This is a genomic window from Thalassolituus sp. LLYu03, from assembly GCF_050507655.1.
GTDB lineage: Bacteria > Pseudomonadota > Gammaproteobacteria > Pseudomonadales > Oceanobacteraceae > Venatoribacter.
The window spans coordinates 2060466-2077483 of the sequence record NZ_CP191496.1 but is presented as its reverse complement, the minus strand read 5'-3'; the positions used below and the strand labels follow the sequence as shown (position 1 = coordinate 2077483).

13 protein-coding genes and 2 tRNA genes are annotated in these 17018 nt (G+C 56.9%); 10 read left to right on the top strand and 5 right to left on the bottom strand.

Going from position 1 to position 17018, the window contains the following annotated elements; all coding sequences use genetic code 11:
- Positions 1–34 precede the first annotated feature (34 nt).
- Entirely contained in the window at positions 35–580 is a 546-nt protein-coding gene (locus ACQUQU_RS09465; protein WP_430462993.1) for a hypothetical protein, read from the top strand.
- Positions 581–654: 74 nt separating this feature from the next.
- Positions 655–1110, top strand: a complete 456-nt coding sequence (locus ACQUQU_RS09460) for a hypothetical protein (protein WP_430462992.1) — start codon at positions 655–657, stop codon at positions 1108–1110.
- 83 nt (positions 1111–1193) lie between these two features.
- Here the strand turns inward: ACQUQU_RS09460 and ACQUQU_RS09455 are convergent, their stop codons facing one another.
- On the bottom strand, positions 1194–2132 hold the full coding sequence (locus tag ACQUQU_RS09455; RefSeq protein ID WP_430462991.1) for an AraC family transcriptional regulator: 939 nt from the start codon (positions 2130–2132) through the stop codon (positions 1194–1196).
- 283 nt (positions 2133–2415) lie between these two features.
- On the opposite strand from ACQUQU_RS09455, the gene ACQUQU_RS09450 reads away from it, so the two are divergent.
- Positions 2416–2492 (top strand) — tRNA-Met (locus tag ACQUQU_RS09450).
- A 45-nt stretch (positions 2493–2537) separates the two neighbouring features.
- Positions 2538–2614 (top strand) — tRNA-Met (locus ACQUQU_RS09445).
- A gap of 390 nt (positions 2615–3004) precedes the next feature.
- On the opposite strand, the gene ACQUQU_RS09440 is transcribed toward ACQUQU_RS09445, so the two are convergent.
- Complete coding sequence (locus tag ACQUQU_RS09440; protein WP_430462990.1) at positions 3005–3619, bottom strand: TetR/AcrR family transcriptional regulator; 615 nt, start codon at positions 3617–3619, stop codon at positions 3005–3007.
- A 261-nt stretch (positions 3620–3880) separates the two neighbouring features.
- On the opposite strand from ACQUQU_RS09440, the gene ACQUQU_RS09435 reads away from it, so the two are divergent.
- The 3 genes from ACQUQU_RS09435 to ACQUQU_RS09425 all read left to right on the top strand — a co-directional run bounded on the left by ACQUQU_RS09435 (position 3881) and on the right by ACQUQU_RS09425 (position 9408).
- On the top strand, positions 3881–5830 hold the full coding sequence (locus ACQUQU_RS09435) for an amidohydrolase (protein WP_430462989.1): 1950 nt from the start codon (positions 3881–3883) through the stop codon (positions 5828–5830).
- Between the two features lie 197 nt (positions 5831–6027).
- Complete coding sequence (locus tag ACQUQU_RS09430) at positions 6028–8592, top strand: penicillin acylase family protein (protein WP_430462988.1); 2565 nt, start codon at positions 6028–6030, stop codon at positions 8590–8592.
- A gap of 84 nt (positions 8593–8676) precedes the next feature.
- On the top strand, positions 8677–9408 hold the full coding sequence (locus ACQUQU_RS09425; RefSeq protein ID WP_430462987.1) for an SDR family NAD(P)-dependent oxidoreductase: 732 nt from the start codon (positions 8677–8679) through the stop codon (positions 9406–9408).
- On the opposite strand, the gene folK is transcribed toward ACQUQU_RS09425, so the two are convergent.
- Positions 9390–9785 carry a 2-amino-4-hydroxy-6-hydroxymethyldihydropteridine diphosphokinase gene (folK, locus tag ACQUQU_RS09420; protein ID WP_430462986.1) on the bottom strand — a complete coding sequence of 132 codons (396 nt, stop codon included), beginning with the start codon at positions 9783–9785 and terminating at the stop codon, positions 9390–9392. The genes ACQUQU_RS09425 and folK overlap by 19 nt on opposite strands.
- Before the next feature lie 163 nt (positions 9786–9948).
- Between folK and ACQUQU_RS09415 the strand changes: the two genes are divergently transcribed.
- From ACQUQU_RS09415 to ACQUQU_RS09405, 3 genes are all read left to right on the top strand, one after another.
- Complete coding sequence (locus ACQUQU_RS09415; protein WP_430462985.1) at positions 9949–10794, top strand: DNA ligase; 846 nt, start codon at positions 9949–9951, stop codon at positions 10792–10794.
- A 120-nt stretch (positions 10795–10914) separates the two neighbouring features.
- The gene (gene recJ / locus ACQUQU_RS09410; RefSeq protein WP_430462984.1) at positions 10915–12624 is read left to right on the top strand and encodes a single-stranded-DNA-specific exonuclease RecJ; all 1710 of its coding nucleotides are present in this window, start codon (positions 10915–10917) and stop codon (positions 12622–12624) included.
- A gap of 70 nt (positions 12625–12694) precedes the next feature.
- Positions 12695–13156 (top strand): DUF4124 domain-containing protein, encoded by a 462-nt coding sequence (locus tag ACQUQU_RS09405; RefSeq protein WP_430462983.1) that lies wholly within the window; start codon positions 12695–12697, stop codon positions 13154–13156.
- Between the two features lie 8 nt (positions 13157–13164).
- Here ACQUQU_RS09405 and ACQUQU_RS09400 read toward each other — a convergent pair whose 3' ends face one another.
- Together ACQUQU_RS09400 and ACQUQU_RS09395 are read right to left on the bottom strand one after the other, a co-directional pair.
- Entirely contained in the window at positions 13165–13746 is a 582-nt protein-coding gene (locus ACQUQU_RS09400) for a chalcone isomerase family protein (protein ID WP_430462982.1), read from the bottom strand.
- A 145-nt stretch (positions 13747–13891) separates the two neighbouring features.
- A complete protein-coding gene (locus ACQUQU_RS09395; protein WP_430462981.1) occupies positions 13892–17005 on the bottom strand; it encodes an efflux RND transporter permease subunit in 3114 nt (1037 codons plus the stop codon).
- Between the last annotated feature and the right edge of the window lie 13 nt (positions 17006–17018).

Genomic DNA, 17018 nt, shown 5'->3' with positions numbered 1-17018 from the left:
TGACAAAAAGGACAAACCCACGCAGGAGATTTTTATGCGTATTCTGATGGCCATCGCGCTGACTCTGATGACTTCTCTGGCCGCCGCCGCGGACCTCACCTCAAAAGACGTGCAGCTGTGGATTAACAGCATGCCGGACATCGACACCTGGCTGAATGAGCACGAAGACAAGCTGCCGGAACTCGGTTATCAGGAAGAAGATGCGAGTCTGGATGCCATGTTCAAACGCGGCATGCAGGATCTGAAAAAAGCCGGGCTTTACGACGAATTCAACGCCAAGGTAAAAAAAGCAGGTTTCAGCAGCGTGGATCAGTGGGTTGAGGTTTCAAGCCGTATCTCCCTGACCTATATGGCGCTGGAAACCGAAGACAATCAGCAGATCTCTGCCTCTCAGCTCGAAGCGCAGCTGAAGGAGATCCGCGAGTCTGATCTGCCGGCTGAACAGAAAGCGGCGATGGAACAGATGATGGCCGGTTCCCTGATGGTGATGAAGGCCATCAGCAACGTCAGCGACGCCGACAAGGCTGCGGTACGTCCGCACCGTGAAGAGCTGGCAAAACAGTTTGAAGCCGAGGAATAAAAAGGCTTGATGCGCAGCAATAGCGCCATCGGCAGGTGGGGCTATTCTTTACCGGATGAAGAGGAGCACACGCCATGAGCTATTCAACGGTTAAGGACATCATGGATTACAGCCAGCGCCTGCATGAGCACGCGCGTAATCTGTATGAGCAGCTGCGCGATCAGACCCAGCGGGAGCGGGTCGACATGATGCTGCACCTGCTGGCAGAGCACGAAGAGACACTGGCCCGGGCCATTGCCGATGTGCAGGATGGCTTAAGTGAGAAAGTGCTGAAAGAGTGGCATCAGTTTGAGCCGGGCTCCATCAGTGAGGCGCTGAAAGGCTGCCGTGAATGCCATCCGGATCTGTCTGTCGAAGAGCTGGTGACCATTGCCCTTAAGATCGACGACTACATGATCGATCTGTATAAGCAGATGCTGAGTGAGGCGACCAGTAACGATTCGCGGCGTCTGTTCAGCAATCTGGTGCAGCTGGAAGAGTCCGAGAAAATGCGCACTGTGCGGGCCGCGCTGTCGGCTAACGACTGGTAGCGGTGTAACGATATCAAAGAGCACAGACATAAACGTGCAGACATAAAAAAAGCGGCCAGTGGCCGCTTTTTTTATGTCTGCAATCAGGCTTCTTCCATCTGCCGATGGCGTTGTTCCTGTTTGCTGCGCCGGTACGACGCCGGAGTTTCGCCGGTCCATTGCTTGAAGGCCCGTTCGAAGCCGCGACGGTCGGAAAAGCCCAGTTCAATGGCCAGTTGCTGCACATCGGCGTGGCCGCTTTCCAGCGCGTGTTTGGCTTTCTCCAGACGCACATCGCGCAGCAGGCTGGAGAACTGGCAGTTCTCTTCCTGCAGGCGGCGGGTCAGGGTGCGGCTGCTGGTGCTGAGCAGATCGGCCACTGACTCCTTGGTGATCGGAATGGATTCCGGCCACTGATACAGAATGTGCATCACCTTGCGGCTGAAAGGCTTCAGGTCGGCAAACTGTTCGGAGGCCAGCTCGCTCTGCTGCTGCAGGGTCCGGAACAGATCCGGATTGGCCTGTGACAGTGGCTTATCGAGCAGACGGGCAGAGAAGGAAATCCAGTTGTGCGGCTGGTTGAACTGCAGCGGTATGCCGAAATACTGCTCCATTTTGTCGCGGTACGACGGAGCCGGGAAGCGGAAGCCGGCGCCCTGAATCTGATAGAGATGACCGCCAAAGGCTTTACCAGCCGTATGAATGCTGGTGGCAATAAACTCTGTGCGGGCATGGCTGCCAAACGCGCTGCCTTCGGCCACGTAGTACACCACCTTAATGCTCTGGTGCCCGATGAACAGGTCCGGTGAGCGGGTGTCACTGATCAGCGAATAGTATCGTCGCAGAATGGTCAGAGCTTCGCGTCCGGTCTGGCAACTGCTGAGCAGAAAGCCAAGCAGGTAAAAGCTGGGCAGGTCCAGATGCTGACCGGCAGAAAAGCCGATCGCAGGATCGTTGAGCAGCTTGGAAGCCTGTTCGAGCAGGCGATCAAACTGGCTGATCGGTATGCGCTGGCTGGTTGGATGTTCGGTTCGCGATTCCATCGCGGGTGTCAGCAAATCCCTGCTGGTAACCCCCTTACTTTCCAACAGACGCAACAAAGGTTGCAGCGCCGCCGATGTAATAGTATTGGTCGGATTGGCAGTCATAGGCTCGAGTTTTATTTTTGTTATTCTTACCCGGTAACCTACCACCTGCGAAAAGCCAGCGCCAGACGGAATTTGCGAATTTCTCTGCTACAAAGGTCGGGAAAGGAAAAATTTACCGCAAAACAGAAACTTAGCGTTGACAGCATGATTAAGCATGCGTAATATTCGCAGCCTCTGACGCGGGATGGAGCAGCCTGGTAGCTCGTCGGGCTCATAACCCGAAGGTCGTCGGTTCGAATCCGGCTCCCGCAACCAACACTCTCTGCTCAAGTGTTGATGATTGCGTCAGAACCTTTTTAGCGCGGGATGGAGCAGCCTGGTAGCTCGTCGGGCTCATAACCCGAAGGTCGTCGGTTCGAATCCGGCTCCCGCAACCAATTAAAAAGCCAGCTTAAACAGCTGGCTTTTTTTATGCCTGTCAGTTGGCTGACGGCCTTAGCGGTCGTCGCAGCAGGGCCGCCCGTTCCCATCCGGCTCGCGCAACCAATTAAAACCCGGTGATAGAAATATCACCGGGTTTTTTCATTTAAGCACGGCCTTAGCGGTCGTCGCAGCAGGGCTGCCCGTTCCCATCCGGCTCCCGCAACCAATTAAAAAGCCAGCTTAAACAGCTGGCTTTTTTTATGCCTGTCAGTTGGCTGACGGCCTTAGCGGTCGTCGCAGCAGGGCTGCCCGGCTAGGCGCCCCCGAACTAATCCGGCTCCAACAACCCATTAAAAAGCCAGCATAAACCGCTGGCTTTCTATTGTCTGACATCCGGGTAATGCTCAGCGCGGCTTAAGGCCGTTCACCACCAGTTCTGTGCCGTGACGTACGTCGCGCTTGTGCTGCTCCCAATCCATGGGGTCCTGCGCCGTCAGGCGGATCAGCTGCAGGTGGGCGTAGTCGTTGAGGATATAGGCGGTGGTGGTCAGGTCGGCTGCCGCATCGAAGTGCCCGTGTTGCTGCATGGCTTTCAGAAAACGTTCCAGCGATTGCACAAAGCGGGCGTTGTTTTCCTGATAGTGCACAGGCAGGTCGTCTTTTGGGTGGAACAAAATCAGTGGCATCAGTTCGCGCCACAGGCCGGGCGGAATGGTGCTGAATTCTTCGGCGGTTATCGCCGCTTCCAGGTCGCACAGAATATCCACGGTGTCGCGGCTGAAATCCATGGTTTTCAGGCAGCGCTCCACCACGTTTTCTTCTTCAATCTGCATGAGTCCGAACAGAATTGCCTGTTTCGACGGAAAGTACTTGAACAGGGTTGGCACCGACACGCCGGCCGCGGCAGCGATTTCTTCAATGCGTGTGGCCTGAAAGCCTTTTTCGCTGAACAGCCGCGCGGCCGCTTCGGCGATGGCCTGCCGTCTCTGTTCTTTCTGTTGCTCGCGCAAACCTGCCATGGCGCAGATCCCGTTGGTTGTCTGGGGCCATTATGCCCATTTAGGACAAACCCATCATTAGTTAAAAAGTTAATTGACTAAAGTTTTTAACTAAACTTAATGTAAATGGGCTGGTCTATGCCGTTGGCAGCCGGCCACTGTCTCTGCCAATGGCTTTTTGCCTGCAAACGAAGCATCTGGGCTTCGGGGGACAGTGTTGCCCGGTGAAACGCGCGAGCGTCACCGGATCAACCGAATCAAGAAGTAGAAGGAAATTTCCGGATGTGGGTGAATAAAAGAACAGGCGGCCTGCTGATGCGTGGCGCAGCCCTGTCGGTGCTGTCGGCAGCCGTAGTGGTCGCCGGTTGTGTATTTGATGACGATGATAAAAAACAGGGTGTCGCCGATGTCGTCTTTAAAAACGGCTACGTCTATACCGTGGATGACGCAGATTCCGTAGCGCAGGCTGTGGCGGTCAAAGACGGCGTTATCCGCTACGTCGGTACCGACGAGGAAGCCAGTGACTGGGTCGGTGACAACACGCAGGTGATTGATCTGGATGGCCGCATGCTGATGCCGGGTTTTGTCGATGCGCACCTGCACAGTCTGGACGGTGGACGTGCAGCTCTTTTGTGTGATCTGGCCTACGCACCGCTGTCGGTCAGTGAGTTTCTCGGCGCCTTGCAGTCGTGTCTGGATGCCACCAGCGACAAAGAGCCGTCGACCTGGCTTGAGGTCGTGAACTGGGACAAATACGACATCGCCGACGACATCAGCCTGAATGATCTGGATGCTTTAACCACCGAGCGCCCGATTGCCATTACCTCCAGTGATTTTCACACTGTGCTGGCAAATTCGGCGGCGTTGGCTGCGGCCGGCATTACCGCGGCCACGCCTGACCCTGCCGGTGGTTCGTTTGGTCACTTCGGTAATGGTGAACCGAACGGGTTTTGTGAAGATGCGGCCGGTTTTATTCTGAAGGCTGCTATTCCGGCCGACACCGATGCCGACCGCTTGCAGCAGGCGCGCATTGCGCTGGCGAATTTTGCTGAGCAGGGCGTCACCACCTTTATGGACGCGGCCGCTACCGAGCCGACTCTGACGGCGTTCCGCACGTTAAAAAACAGCGGTGAATTAACCGCACGTGGTTTCTTTGCCATGTATCTGGATACAGAAACGGCCAGTGAACAGCCAACCGAAGTGATGGCCGCCATCGCAGCGAAAAAAGCCGAAAACGACGGCAAAACCGTAGCGCCCGGGCTGAATGTGAATCTGGCCAAAGTCTTTATGGATGGCGTGGTGAACGCGCCGACCGACACCGGCGCCATGTTGTATCCGTATTATGAAAATCAGGGGACAGAAGCCGAGCCCGACTGGCAGTTAAGCGACAACAGTGGCGCGCTTTATTACGAGCACACTGTGCTGACCCCGTTGCTGCTGGCGGCGGCCGATGCCGGTGTGGATGTTCATATGCACGCCACCGGTGAGCGTGGTGTGGAAGTGTCACTGGATGCCATCGAAGACGTGCGTGAGCAGCGCCCGGATGCCGATTTCCGTCCCGCCATTGCCCACGATGAAACCGTCGCCGAAGCGGACTACGCCCGTTTTGCGGCACTGAATACCACCGCTACCTTTTCGTTCCAGTGGGCCGTGGCTGCACCGTATTCCACCGGTGAAACGGAACACCATCTGGGTGCTGACCGTTTCGCGCGTATGGAGCCGTTTGGCAGTCTGCATAATAACGGCGCACGGGTAGCCTATGGCAGCGACTGGCCGATTGATCCGTACGATATTTTCCTTGCTTTAAAAGCGGCGGTGACGCGTTCCGGTGATCCGCAAAATCCGAACAGCCCGGCGTACGGTGCACCCGAATACGAAGGTCCGATCAATGCGGATCCGGCACTGTCCCGTGCCGATACCTTGCGTGCTATTACCATGAACTCCGCCTACCAGCTGCGCATGGACGATGTGGTTGGCTCACTCGAAACCGGCAAATACGCCGACATGATTGTGCTCGATAAAAACTTCATGACGGTGGCCGCTGACGAGCTGGCGCGCAACTCGGTCGTACTGACCATGGTGGCCGGCAACATCATTAAAGATGACATAGGTCTGACCGGTTCGGTCACCAATGCCAGTGTGGCCGGTGCTGCGCTGCCTGTGGTGAAAAAAGGGCTGAATCGTCTGGTGGTGCACGCTGGCGGCGATGGGCACGGCCACCGTCTTCCGTAGTGCGTCATCCGTAGTTCGTCATCCGCATTAGGTCATTCTCTGTTTGATCGAAGGGCTGACAAAATACGATCGTTCTGATGGCCAGCCCGTGCGCCGGATTTCCGGCACGCGATCTGGCCTTTTGGCACAAAAGTCCCTCGTGAGCAGGAAGGTGGCTGGTAATAATGGCCACGCATTTTCCCGCAGACAGGACTGCCATGAATAACAATAAAAAAACTCATGGCCGGGCGTTGTTGCTCGGCCTTTCGTTACTTTCTCTCACGGCCTGTACCCCGGTTTTCGACTGGATTGCTGAGCGCAATCTGGATGCCGAAGACGGCGAGGTCGAATTATCCGGGCTTAACGCTGCTGTCAGTATTCGTCGCGATGAATTGGGCGTGCCCTTTATTGAGGCTGACAGCCTGAACGATCTGTCGTTCGGTATCGGTTATGCCATGGCCGAAGATCGGCTGGCGCAAATGGTGTCCATGAATTTGCTGGCGCGGGGACGCCTGTCGGAAATGACCGGCGCACTGGCGCTGGACATGGACATTTACATGCGCACCCTCGGCATTCCACAGGTGATTGAATCACGCTACGCCGCACTGAGCCCGGAATTAAAACAATTACTGCAGCGCTTTGCCGAAGGCGTGAATGCCTACGTTGAAACGCACGCCGACCGCCTGCCTCTTGAACTCGCCATGAACGGTTACACGCCCGAGGCGTGGCAGCCGTCCAACACCCTCGGGCTTTTCGTGCTGCTCAATCTGGGTGTTGGCTTTAACCTGCATGAAGAACTGGCGTTTCTGAAAATGGCTGACGCGTTCGGCCCGGAAAAAGCCGCTTATTTAGCACCTGTGTATCCGGATGAAGCGATTGATTTTGCCGAAGCGCAGAAATTATCCGGCGTGCTGGCCAGCAAAGAATTATCCGCCGTTGAACCGTCGCTGCAATTTATTCAGCGCGTCGCGACACAACTGAAACAGGTCACGGGGCAGGGGCTTGCGGCATCGAACAACTGGGCCGTTGCACCGGCCAATACCGCCGCTGGTAAATCGCTGGTGGCCAACGATACGCATCTGCTGTTGTCGCAGCCGTCGACCTGGATTCTGATGGGAGTAAAGAGCCCGGAATATTCCGGTGTCGGCATTACCTTGCCGGGTATTCCTGCCATCGTGGCCGGTTACAACGGGCATATCGGCTGGGGTGAAACCATGGTCATGGCCGATACCCAGGACGTTTTTTTAGAACAGCTGCGAACGGAAAATGGCCGACGCGAATACCGTTATCAGGACGCCTGGTATCCGGTGGAAGAGCGCGCTGAAATTATTCATGTAAAAGGGGAAGACGACGTTCATCTGACCGTACAGTCTACCCGTCACGGCCCGCTGCTGAACGACGCCATCCACAATAAGCCGAAGCATGAAATGATCGCGATTGCGGCGGAGTCAGAGTACGGTCTGGCACTGAGCTGGACGGCGCAATATCCGGATAACACCATCGATTCTTTCTTTAATCTGGGCAAAGCCAAAACCCCGCAGGAAGCCGAGCAGGCGCTCAACGGTGTCGGTTTTATTCACCTGAATGTGATTTATGGTGATGAGTCCTCGGTGCACTGGCAGGTGACCGGCAATTATCCGCAACGCAAACAGGGGCGCGGGCATTTTCCATCGCCGGGCTGGAGCGGTGACTACGACTGGCTGGGATACTGGGGCGGCGCGGATACCCCGCGTGTGCATGCACCGGCATCAGGCTACCTGGGCACTGGCAATAACCGCACGGTAGAGGCTGGCTATGAGCCGGTGCTGACCAGTTCCTGGTATTACCCGGAGCGCTCCGAGCGCATTCAGCAAATGCTGACGGCCCGGGCCGACCACAATTATGCGTCGATGGAGGTCATGCAGGCCGACCGCCACGATATTCTGCTGGGTAAAGTGCAGGCCCTGTGGACAACCGCCGAGTGGCGCGACCTGTTGCTGAAAGGGCTTGGTCGTCTGGACGAACATGACCGCACAGAGGCGGAACAGGTGCTGGATGTGTTGCTGCATTTTGATGGCGATATGCAACCGGATTCCCGTGCGGCTGCGTATTGGGGTGCGTTCGAATATCAGCTGATCCGGGCCATTTTTATGGATGAGCTGGGACCAGAAGAAGGCGATTTGTGGCAGGCCTTTCTGGCCATGAACGGCCGCGCGTATTCCGGTTATCAGGACCATTTACTGGGTCGCAAAACGCCGGATGGTCAGTGGGCGCCGTTCTGGGATGACGTGGCGACCACGGGCGTTGAACAGCCGGGCGAAATCATTGCCAGAGCGCTGCTGGCCACCCGCCATTATCTGCAAGAGACGCTGGGTAAAGACGACCGCGCCTGGCAATGGGGACAGCTGGCGTTTTATCACTGGAAAACCGAAACCACCCATATGCTGCCGTACCTCAGCGGTGTGAAGCACTGGGCGGTGGAACGTCTGGCGGACTACACCGACCGTGGTCCTTATCCGGCGGGTGGTAATCGCAATACGCTGAACGTCGCGGGCTACGATCTGGGTTCGGATTACGAGGTCTGGAATATTCCGGCCATGCGCATGATCGTCGACTTCAGTCAGGACGAACCCCTGCATCTGGTGATTGCCGGTGGTCAGTCCGGCAATCCGGCATCACCGCATTATGACGACGGCATTCAGCAATGGTTGTCGACTCAAAACCGGGCGCTGCCGCTGAACGACAGTGAAAAAGTCGCGGCGCATTTCACGCACCTGAAGCAGCTGAAACCCAAAGCTCAGTAAGCACGCTGGCTTTGTCAGCGCTTCGTCCGTGACAGACCCGATAAAGCCGGTTAATTTACCGGCTTTATTCTGTCTGAGGTGGTTATGGCGCAACGCATTCTCATCACAGGCGCCGGACGGCGTCTGGGGAAAGAACTGGCTCAGCATTATCTGGCGCAGGGCTGGCACGTCGTCGCTCATTACAACACGCGCTGCGAACTGGATGCTCACCCACACCTCACCTGCCTTAAGGCCGATCTGGCCGATGTGAACGAGGTGCAGGCCTTATGTTCTGCGCTGGAAAAGCACGGCCCTTTTCAGGCCGTGATTCACAATGCGTCCTGTTTTATTCCCGACGCCGCCGCGACCGATGTGGCGGCGCATTTTCAGCAGCATTATCAGGTGCATGTCGGTTCACCGGCACTGATTACGCAAACGCTGATGCCGTTGTGGGCAGAGAATGCCGGGGGGGAAGAGAATGCCGCCATGGTGTGCATCTCGGATATTTATGCCGATATTCCCAATCAGCGTTTTTCGGCTTACTGCGCGGCCAAGGCGGCACTGCAGAACTGGAGTCTGAGCATGGCTCAGCGTCTGGCCGGAAAGGTGCGGGTGAATGTGATTCAGCCGGGCCCTGTGCAGTTTTTACCGGAGCACGATGACGCGTACCGTAAAAAAGTGCTGTCACAGTCGTTAATCGGCGAAGAGCTTGGCTACGGCGCCATTGTGCAGGCCTGCGATTATCTGCTGACCGCACGAGCGGTAACCGGCACGGTCATGCGCGTGGATGGTGGCCGCTTTGTGGCGAACCGCTACGATCAGACGTTTACGCCCTGATTCCATTTCTGCTGAATGTCGCGGTAGTAGGCTTCCGTTAATGGGGCCTGACGACATTCGGCGGCATTATCTGCCACGGTCAGAATATCCAGATCGATGGTGCGGTCGTGGGATTTTCGGGCAGGGGATTTAGGCTCACGGCCAAGCTTGCTTTCAATGCTCAGCAAACGGTGTTTGAGCATCGGTGGTGGCAGCTCGCATTGCAGTAACGCCAGCTGATTACAGAATTCCCCCGAATACGTATCTCCCACGGTTTCTGTTGCCAGCACCTCCGACACCGACGTTAACTGGCCCAGTGCCGCCAGTTCGCGGATGGCGGCCGGCAGGTTCTTTTGCGGCGCAATATTGCTGCCCAGTCCGATGAGATAAAAACGCATACAGCTCTTGGTGTCCGGATAATCTGCGTCAAGGATTCCGGCCGGCGCCTCATTAGTCAAGCAATGCTGTCCCGCGAAAGTCTGAAATTCCGCCCCCGCCTCTGGCCTAATGCGTATTGTCTTGGTTGATTAGGCCTGTGGTACGCGTCACGGAGGACAGACCATGGATTTAATCGTTATGGCGCTGCTGGTGCTGGCATTATTGTGGCCGCACTGGAGTCAGGCCACCACGCAGGCGGCGCCTGCACTGATGCTGGCCAAAACTTATCAGCAGGGTGTGGATGTCACCCAATATTTTGTCAGCGAAAAGCTCGATGGTATCCGCGCCTATTGGGACGGCCATCGCCTTCTGACCCGCAGTGGCCGGGTCATTCCCGCGCCGGCCTGGTTCCTCACGGCATTGCCCAATACGCCCCTGGACGGTGAGCTCTGGAGCGGTCGCGGCCAGTTTGGCTGGATATCGGGCGTCCTTAACCGCAAGACCCAGCGCGACGTCGACTGGCAGAAAATCCGCTATATGGTGTTTGATCTGCCGCAGCTGACAACGCCTTTTACCGAACGCCTGTGGGTGTTGCGCACTCTGGTCGCCCAGCAGGGCAATCCACAGCTGAAAGCGCTGGAGCAGTTCAGAGTAAGTTCGGATGCCGAGCTGCAGCAAAAGCTCAGCAGCATTGCCGCCGAAGGTGGTGAAGGCGTGATGCTGCACCGGGCCACTTCGCTGTATCAGGCGCGGCGGAGCAATGATCTTCTCAAATACAAAATCACCGACGACGATGAAGCCGAAGTGGTGGGTTATGTGCCCGGCGAAGGAAAATACCATGGCTTGCTGGGAGCCTTGCTGGTGCGCATGGACGACGGCCGTGAGTTCCGTTTAGGCACCGGATTCAGCGACGAAGAGCGTGCCAATCCTCCGGCACTGGGCACGCAGGTGACCTTTGCCTACAACGGTCTCACTGAACACGGTTTACCGCGGTTTGCGCGCTTTATCCGCATCCGTCCGCTGGAATAGCCATTCGCAGATCCGTGCTATCGGATTTTTCATTTTCCAGAAAATCAGCCTGTAAACAGCCCGGAATACACCGGGCTGCTTCGTGCTAGGATACGCCCATCTGACCGTCACTCGTTTCCCATGACCGATATTACCGAACGCTCTCTGCCCGACCACTGGTCTCTGCCCGGCCTTCACCCTGTACTGGCGCGTATTTATGCGGCACGGGGGGTAACGTCGGAGCAGGAGCTCGAACTCACGCTGAAAGCCATGTTGCCGTACCGTTCCATGAAAGGCATTGAGCAGGCGGCCGGGCTGCTGGAGCCCGTGGTCACGCAGGGCAAGCGTCTGCTGATTGTCGGTGACTTCGATGTCGATGGTGCGTCCAGTACCGCGCTGGCCATCCGCGCGTTGCGCCTGTTAGGCGCTGCGGATGTGCAGTATCTGGTGCCCAACCGCTTCGACTATGGCTATGGATTGTCGCCGGAACTGGCGCAGGTAGCTGTCGGTATGGCGCCGGATCTGATCATGACCGTCGACAACGGCATCGCCTCGCACGAAGGCATAGAGGTGGCTCGTGCCGCAGGCATTGAAGTGCTGGTCACCGATCACCATTTACCGGGCGCCACCTTGCCCGCAGCGGCGGCGATTGTGAATCCGAATCAGCCGGGCTGTGAGTTTCCGTCCAAGGCCGCTTGCGGCTGTACCGTGGTGTTTTATCTGATGCTGGCCCTCCGCGCCCGGTTAGCGGAGCGCCAGCTGTTGCCAGAGCCTGCGCCGAATATGGCGCAGCTGCTGGATCTGGTGGCGCTCGCCAGCGTTGCCGACGTGGTACCGCTGGATCACAACAACCGCATTCTGGTGGAACAGGGGCTGCGCCGTATCCGCGCCGGTTTTGCCTGCGCCGGTATCCTTGCTTTGTTGCAGGTTGCCGGTCGGGAATCGTCACGCATCGTTGCCGCCGATTTCGGTTTTGCCGTGGGCCCGCGTCTGAATGCCGCCGGGCGCCTTGACGATATGTCGCTCGGTATCGAATGCCTGCTGACCGATGATCCGGGCCGTGCGCTCGAGCTGGCGCGCACCCTCGACGAGATGAACCGTGACCGGCGCGATATTGAACAGGGCATGCAGCAGGAAGCCCTGGAATTTCTGAAAGCCTTTGACGCCAATGGTCAGTGGCCCACCGGCGTCTGTCTGTATCATCCGCAGTGGCATCAGGGCGTGATTGGTATTCTGGCGTCGCGTATTAAAGAAAAAGTGCACAGGCCGGTGATCGCTCTGGCCGCCGATGAGCAGGGCATGCTGAAAGGCTCAGCCCGTTCTATTCCGGGACTGCACATGCGTGACGCGCTGGATGAGGTTGATAAGCTGGCGCCGCATTTAATGAAGAAATTCGGCGGCCACGCGATGGCGGCGGGATTGACCCTGAATGCCGGTGCGCTGGATGAATTTGCCCTTTTATTCGATCGTGTCTGTGCCCAGCATTTAACCGAGGCGCAGTTGCGTCAGCAGATTGAAACCGACGGTCTGTTAGCGGGTGCGGATATTAATCTGGAGCTTGCTCATTTATTGCGCTGGGCAGGCCCCTGGGGGCAGGCATTTCCTGAGCCGGTTTTTCACGGCGATTTTGTCATTGTGCAGCAACGGCTTGTTGGGGAGCGGCATCTGAAACTCACCCTGAAACCCGAAGGCAGTGACGATCTGGTCGACGCCATCTGGTTTGGCATTGACCTTAACCGCTGGCCGGATGAGCGGGTCGAGCGCGTGCATTGTGCCTATCAGCTGGACGTGAATGAGTTTCGTGGTCGCCAGTCGGTGCAACTGATGATCAAAACCATGGAAGCTCAATAACCAGCAATCCGATAGCTAAAAACCCGATATCAAAAGCCCGGAAAAGGGCGAAACCTGAAAGGACGTCGTTATGTTGAAGGCAGGATGCCTGACCCGGATTGTGAATGTGACCAGCGTGCTGCTGGCGGTTGCCCTGAGCCCGGTGCCGGCTTACGGCGAAATTTACCGCTGGACCGATGCCAACGGTCAGGTTCATTTTTCGGATAAACCCAAAGCCGGCGAACAGGTCACAACCTATCAGCCAGAGGCGAGTCTGAATCCGTACGAAGCACAGCAGCCGCAAACTCTGAAATCGACAGACGCCTACCGTGCGGACGAAGAGGCGGCCAAAGCACGCAAGAAGCAGCAGAGGATAGAGGCTGAACGTCAGCAGGCGGCGGACGATAAACGCAAACGGCAGTGTGATAAAGCGCGCATGGATTTGCGTATTTACAACACCCAGCGCACGGGTGCGACGGATTTATCCGCCATGATGAGAAAGCGACAGTACCGTGACCAGCTCAATGACCGGGTGAAACAATACTGCCGCTGAGATCAGGTTCAGTCTTCGCGGTGACCCAGCACTTCTTCTTTGAAACGCTCGCTGACCGGATGATCGCCGATCCAGATTTTGAGCAGGGCGTCGTTCAGATCTTTGCCATCGACGGTGCCACGGACTTTGCCGTCGATGGTCACGCGGGTGGTCTGCAGGTCCGGCACCCATTCAATAAAACCAATGGTACCTTCCACAAACTTGTGATCGAACAGGGCAACCAGCTGCGCCAGACGATCGCTCATGGCGTCCATTTCGGCTTTGGTAACGTTGATCGACAGGCCTTCGTGAATGGCGTTGGTAAAGCGGCGGGCGCTCACGCGTGAGGAAGTCACGTAAAAGGTCATGCGGCGTGCCTCGTCGGCAATCACAATGTCGTCATCCGCCAGCGTGTTGTTGGCAACGTACAGAACGCCCACATAGCTTTCGACAAAACCGTAAACCTTACGGATGGATGCGCCGCGCATCACCATTTCCGGAGAATCTTTGGTGGCCGGAATAATAGCAGGAATTTCGATGTCTTTCAGGGTGAGAGCCTGTACCTGGGCCACGCAGGTGAGCATTAAAGCCAGCGCGAATGAGCGAATCATACAAGTGTTATCCGTTTTATTATTTTGTAGGACAATTGCGGCTCAAGGGTAGGCCGAATGGGCCAGTGAAAGCAAGAGGTAAAAGGCGCTGACTTGCCCCGGGGCAAAAAAAAGCCCGGCATCTGCCGGGCTTTTTTCGTTCTGCTTATGGCGCAGAATTTCCACGCATTTTCGCGGTTAATTTCATCACCAGCACGTAGAAGAGTGGTACGAAGAAAATCGCGAGGAAGGTCGCGGCGATCATACCGCCGATCACACCGGTACCAATGGCCTGACGGCTCATGGCACCAGCGCCAGTGCTCACTGCCAGCGGCAGTACACCGAGAATGAAGGCCATCGAGGTCATCAGAATCGGACGCAGACGCATACGGGCGGCTTCGAGGGTGGCCTCTACCAGACCTTTGCCCTGTTCAACCAGCGACTTGGCGAATTCCACGATCAGAATCGCGTTTTTCGCGGACAGACCAATGGTGGTCAGCAGGCCAACCTGGAAGTAAACGTCGTTGCTCAGACCACGACCAGTGGCCGCCAGCAGTGCACCCATCACACCCAGAGGTACCACCAGAATCACCGAGAACGGTACCGACCAGCTTTCGTACAGCGCCGCCAGACACAGGAATACGACCAGCAGGGAAATGGCGTACAGCAATGGTGCCTGAGAGCCTGCGACCCTTTCCTGATAGGACATACCGGTCCATTCGATACCGACACCGGCCGGCAGCTTTTGCACGATTTCTTCAATCGCGGCCATCGCATCACCTGTGCTCAGACCTGGCGCCGCCTGACCCTGAACGTTCATGGCCGGTACGCCGTTGTAGCGTTCCAGACGTGGCGAACCGTAATCCCAGTGCATGGTGGTGAAGGCAGAGAAGGGCACCATGTCGCCTTCGTTGTTGCGCACGTACCACTTTTCCAGATCTTCAGGCAGCATGCGGGAAGCCGCTTCCGACTGAACGTACACTTTCTTCACACGGCCACGGTCGAGGAAGTCGTTCACGTAGGAACCACCCCAGGCGGTGCTCAGGGTCGAGTTCACATCGGAAATGCTCAGGCCCAGAGTCTTCACTTTTTCGTAGTCGATATCGATACGGAAGATCGGTACATCCGGCATACCGTTCGGGCGCACCTGAGACAGACGTGGATCCTGTGCCGCCATGCCCAGCATCATGTTGCGTGCCTGCAGTAGTTTTTCATGACCTATGTTGTTGCGGTCCTGCAGCATGACGTCGAAACCGGATGCGGTACCCAGCTCCGGAATCGGAGGCAGGTTGATCGGGTAAATGGTGGCGTCTTTCAGTTGACTCAGAGCACCCCAGGCACGGCCGATCACAGCACCGGCGGACAGTCCCGGATTCTGACGGTCGTCCCAGTGCTTCAGTTTCACGAAGCCGATACCCATGTTCTGGCCCTGACCGGCGAAGCTGAAGCCGGATGCCGTGAAGATCGATTCCACCGCAGGATCGGCCAGATAATGCTCACGCATTTTCACCATCACTTCGTTGGTCCGTTCCAGGGTAGCGCCGGCTGGCAGCTGCACCAGGTTCAGGATCACACCCTGATCTTCGGTCGGCAGGAAGGAGGTTGGCAGACGTACGTACATCACCGCCATGATGGCCAGCATGCCGCCGTACACCAGCACCATGCGCACCGGACGCTTGAGCGTGCCGCCGACCGCATTCACATAGCCACCGGTGGCTTTGGCGAAGGTGCGGTTGAACCAGCCGAAGAAGCCTTTCTGGTGCGTCATCTCACCCTGATGACCTTGTTTCAGGATGGTGGCACACAGGGCAGGGGTCAGCACCAGAGCAACCAGAACCGACAGCGCCATGGCCGACACAATGGTCAGCGAGAACTGACGGTAAATGGCACCGGTAGAGCCGCCCATAAAGGCCATAGGTACGAATACCGCCGACAGCACCAGCGCAATACCGACCAGCGCCGAAGTGATCTGGCCCATGGATTTACGCGTGGCTTCTTTGGGCGGCAGACCGTCTTCGTCCATTACCCGCTCGACGTTTTCTACCACCACGATGGCGTCGTCCACGAGCAGACCAATCGCCAGCACTAAGCCGAACATAGTCAGGGTGTTGATGCTGTAACCGGCAACGGCCATAACACCGAAGGTACCCAGCAGGACCACAGGCACGGCAATGGTCGGAATCAGGGTGGCACGGAAGTTACCCAGGAACAGATACATCACCAGGAACACCAGCACCACGGCTTCGATCAGGGTGTGTACTACTTCTTCGATGGAGATCTGTACGAACGGGGTGGTGTCGTACGGGTACACCACGCTCATGTCTTTCGGGAAGAAAGGCTTCAGTTCGTCAATTTTGGCGCGCACCGCAGTGGCGGTATCCAGTGCGTTGGCGCCCGAGGCCAGCTGAATGGCGATACCGGTGGCTGGCTTGCCGTTGTAGAAACCTTCAACGGAGTAGTCCTGCGCACCCAGTTCAACTTTTGCTACGTCTTTCAGACGTACCTGAGAACCGTCTTTGTTCACTTTCAGCAGAATGTCTTCGAACTGCTCCACCGCTTCCAGACGGGTCTGGGCAATGATGGTGGCGTTCAGCTGCTGGTTATCGACCGCAGGCAGACCACCCAGCTGACCGGCTGCGAACTGACTGTTCTGTTCACCAATGGCCGATTTTACGTCCAGCGGTGTCAGGTTATAGGCGTTGAGTTTTTCTGCCTGCAGCCAGATACGCATGGCGTACTGGGAGCCGAACACGCGCATTTCACCCACACCATTGGTACGGGACAGCGGGTCTTTAATGTAACTGTTGGCGTAGTCAGCCAGATCCGAACGGGTCATGGTGCCGGTTTCGGACACCAGACCGATTACCATCAGGAACGAGGTCGACGCTTTGGTTACGCTCAGACCCTGCTGGGTCACTTCGTTCGGCAGCAGGGCTTCGGCCAGTGCCAGCTTGTTCTGGACCTGAACCTGCGCGATGTCCGGATTGGTGCCCGGGGCGAAGGTCAGGGTCAGCGTGGCGCTGCCGGAGCTGCTGCTCTGGGAAGACATGTACAGCAGGTTATCGAGACCTGTCATGTTCTGTTCGATTACCTGAGTAACCGTGTCTTCCAGTGTTTTGGCCGAGGCACCCGGGTAGGTGGCGCTGATGCGCACCGACGGTGGGGCAATCGACGGATACTGCTGTACCGGCAGTGTTTCCACCGCCATAACGCCCGCCAGCATGATGATGATGGCGATTACCCAGGCAAAAATCGGCCTGTCGATGAAAAATTTAGCCATGGATCAGTTGCTC

Bases quoted from the DNA above. Each gene is read 5' to 3' on its own strand.
- ACQUQU_RS09460 (WP_430462992.1), top strand. From the start codon at position 655: ATGAGCTATTCAACGGTTAAGGACATCATGGATTACAGCCAGCGCCTG.
- ACQUQU_RS09430 (WP_430462988.1), top strand. From the start codon at position 6,028: ATGAATAACAATAAAAAAACTCATGGCCGGGCGTTGTTGCTCGGCCTT.
- recJ (WP_430462984.1), top strand. From the start codon at position 10,915: ATGACCGATATTACCGAACGCTCTCTGCCCGACCACTGGTCTCTGCCC.
- ACQUQU_RS09465 (WP_430462993.1), top strand. From the start codon at position 35: ATGCGTATTCTGATGGCCATCGCGCTGACTCTGATGACTTCTCTGGCC.
- ACQUQU_RS09415 (WP_430462985.1), top strand. From the start codon at position 9,949: ATGGATTTAATCGTTATGGCGCTGCTGGTGCTGGCATTATTGTGGCCG.
- ACQUQU_RS09425 (WP_430462987.1), top strand. From the start codon at position 8,677: ATGGCGCAACGCATTCTCATCACAGGCGCCGGACGGCGTCTGGGGAAA.
- ACQUQU_RS09435 (WP_430462989.1), top strand. From the start codon at position 3,881: ATGTGGGTGAATAAAAGAACAGGCGGCCTGCTGATGCGTGGCGCAGCC.
- ACQUQU_RS09405 (WP_430462983.1), top strand. From the start codon at position 12,695: ATGTTGAAGGCAGGATGCCTGACCCGGATTGTGAATGTGACCAGCGTG.
- ACQUQU_RS09400 (WP_430462982.1), bottom strand. From the start codon at position 13,746: ATGATTCGCTCATTCGCGCTGGCTTTAATGCTCACCTGCGTGGCCCAG.
- ACQUQU_RS09455 (WP_430462991.1), bottom strand. From the start codon at position 2,132: ATGGAATCGCGAACCGAACATCCAACCAGCCAGCGCATACCGATCAGC.
- folK (WP_430462986.1), bottom strand. From the start codon at position 9,785: ATGCGTTTTTATCTCATCGGACTGGGCAGCAATATTGCGCCGCAAAAG.
- ACQUQU_RS09395 (WP_430462981.1), bottom strand. From the start codon at position 17,005: ATGGCTAAATTTTTCATCGACAGGCCGATTTTTGCCTGGGTAATCGCC.
- ACQUQU_RS09440 (WP_430462990.1), bottom strand. From the start codon at position 3,619: ATGGCAGGTTTGCGCGAGCAACAGAAAGAACAGAGACGGCAGGCCATC.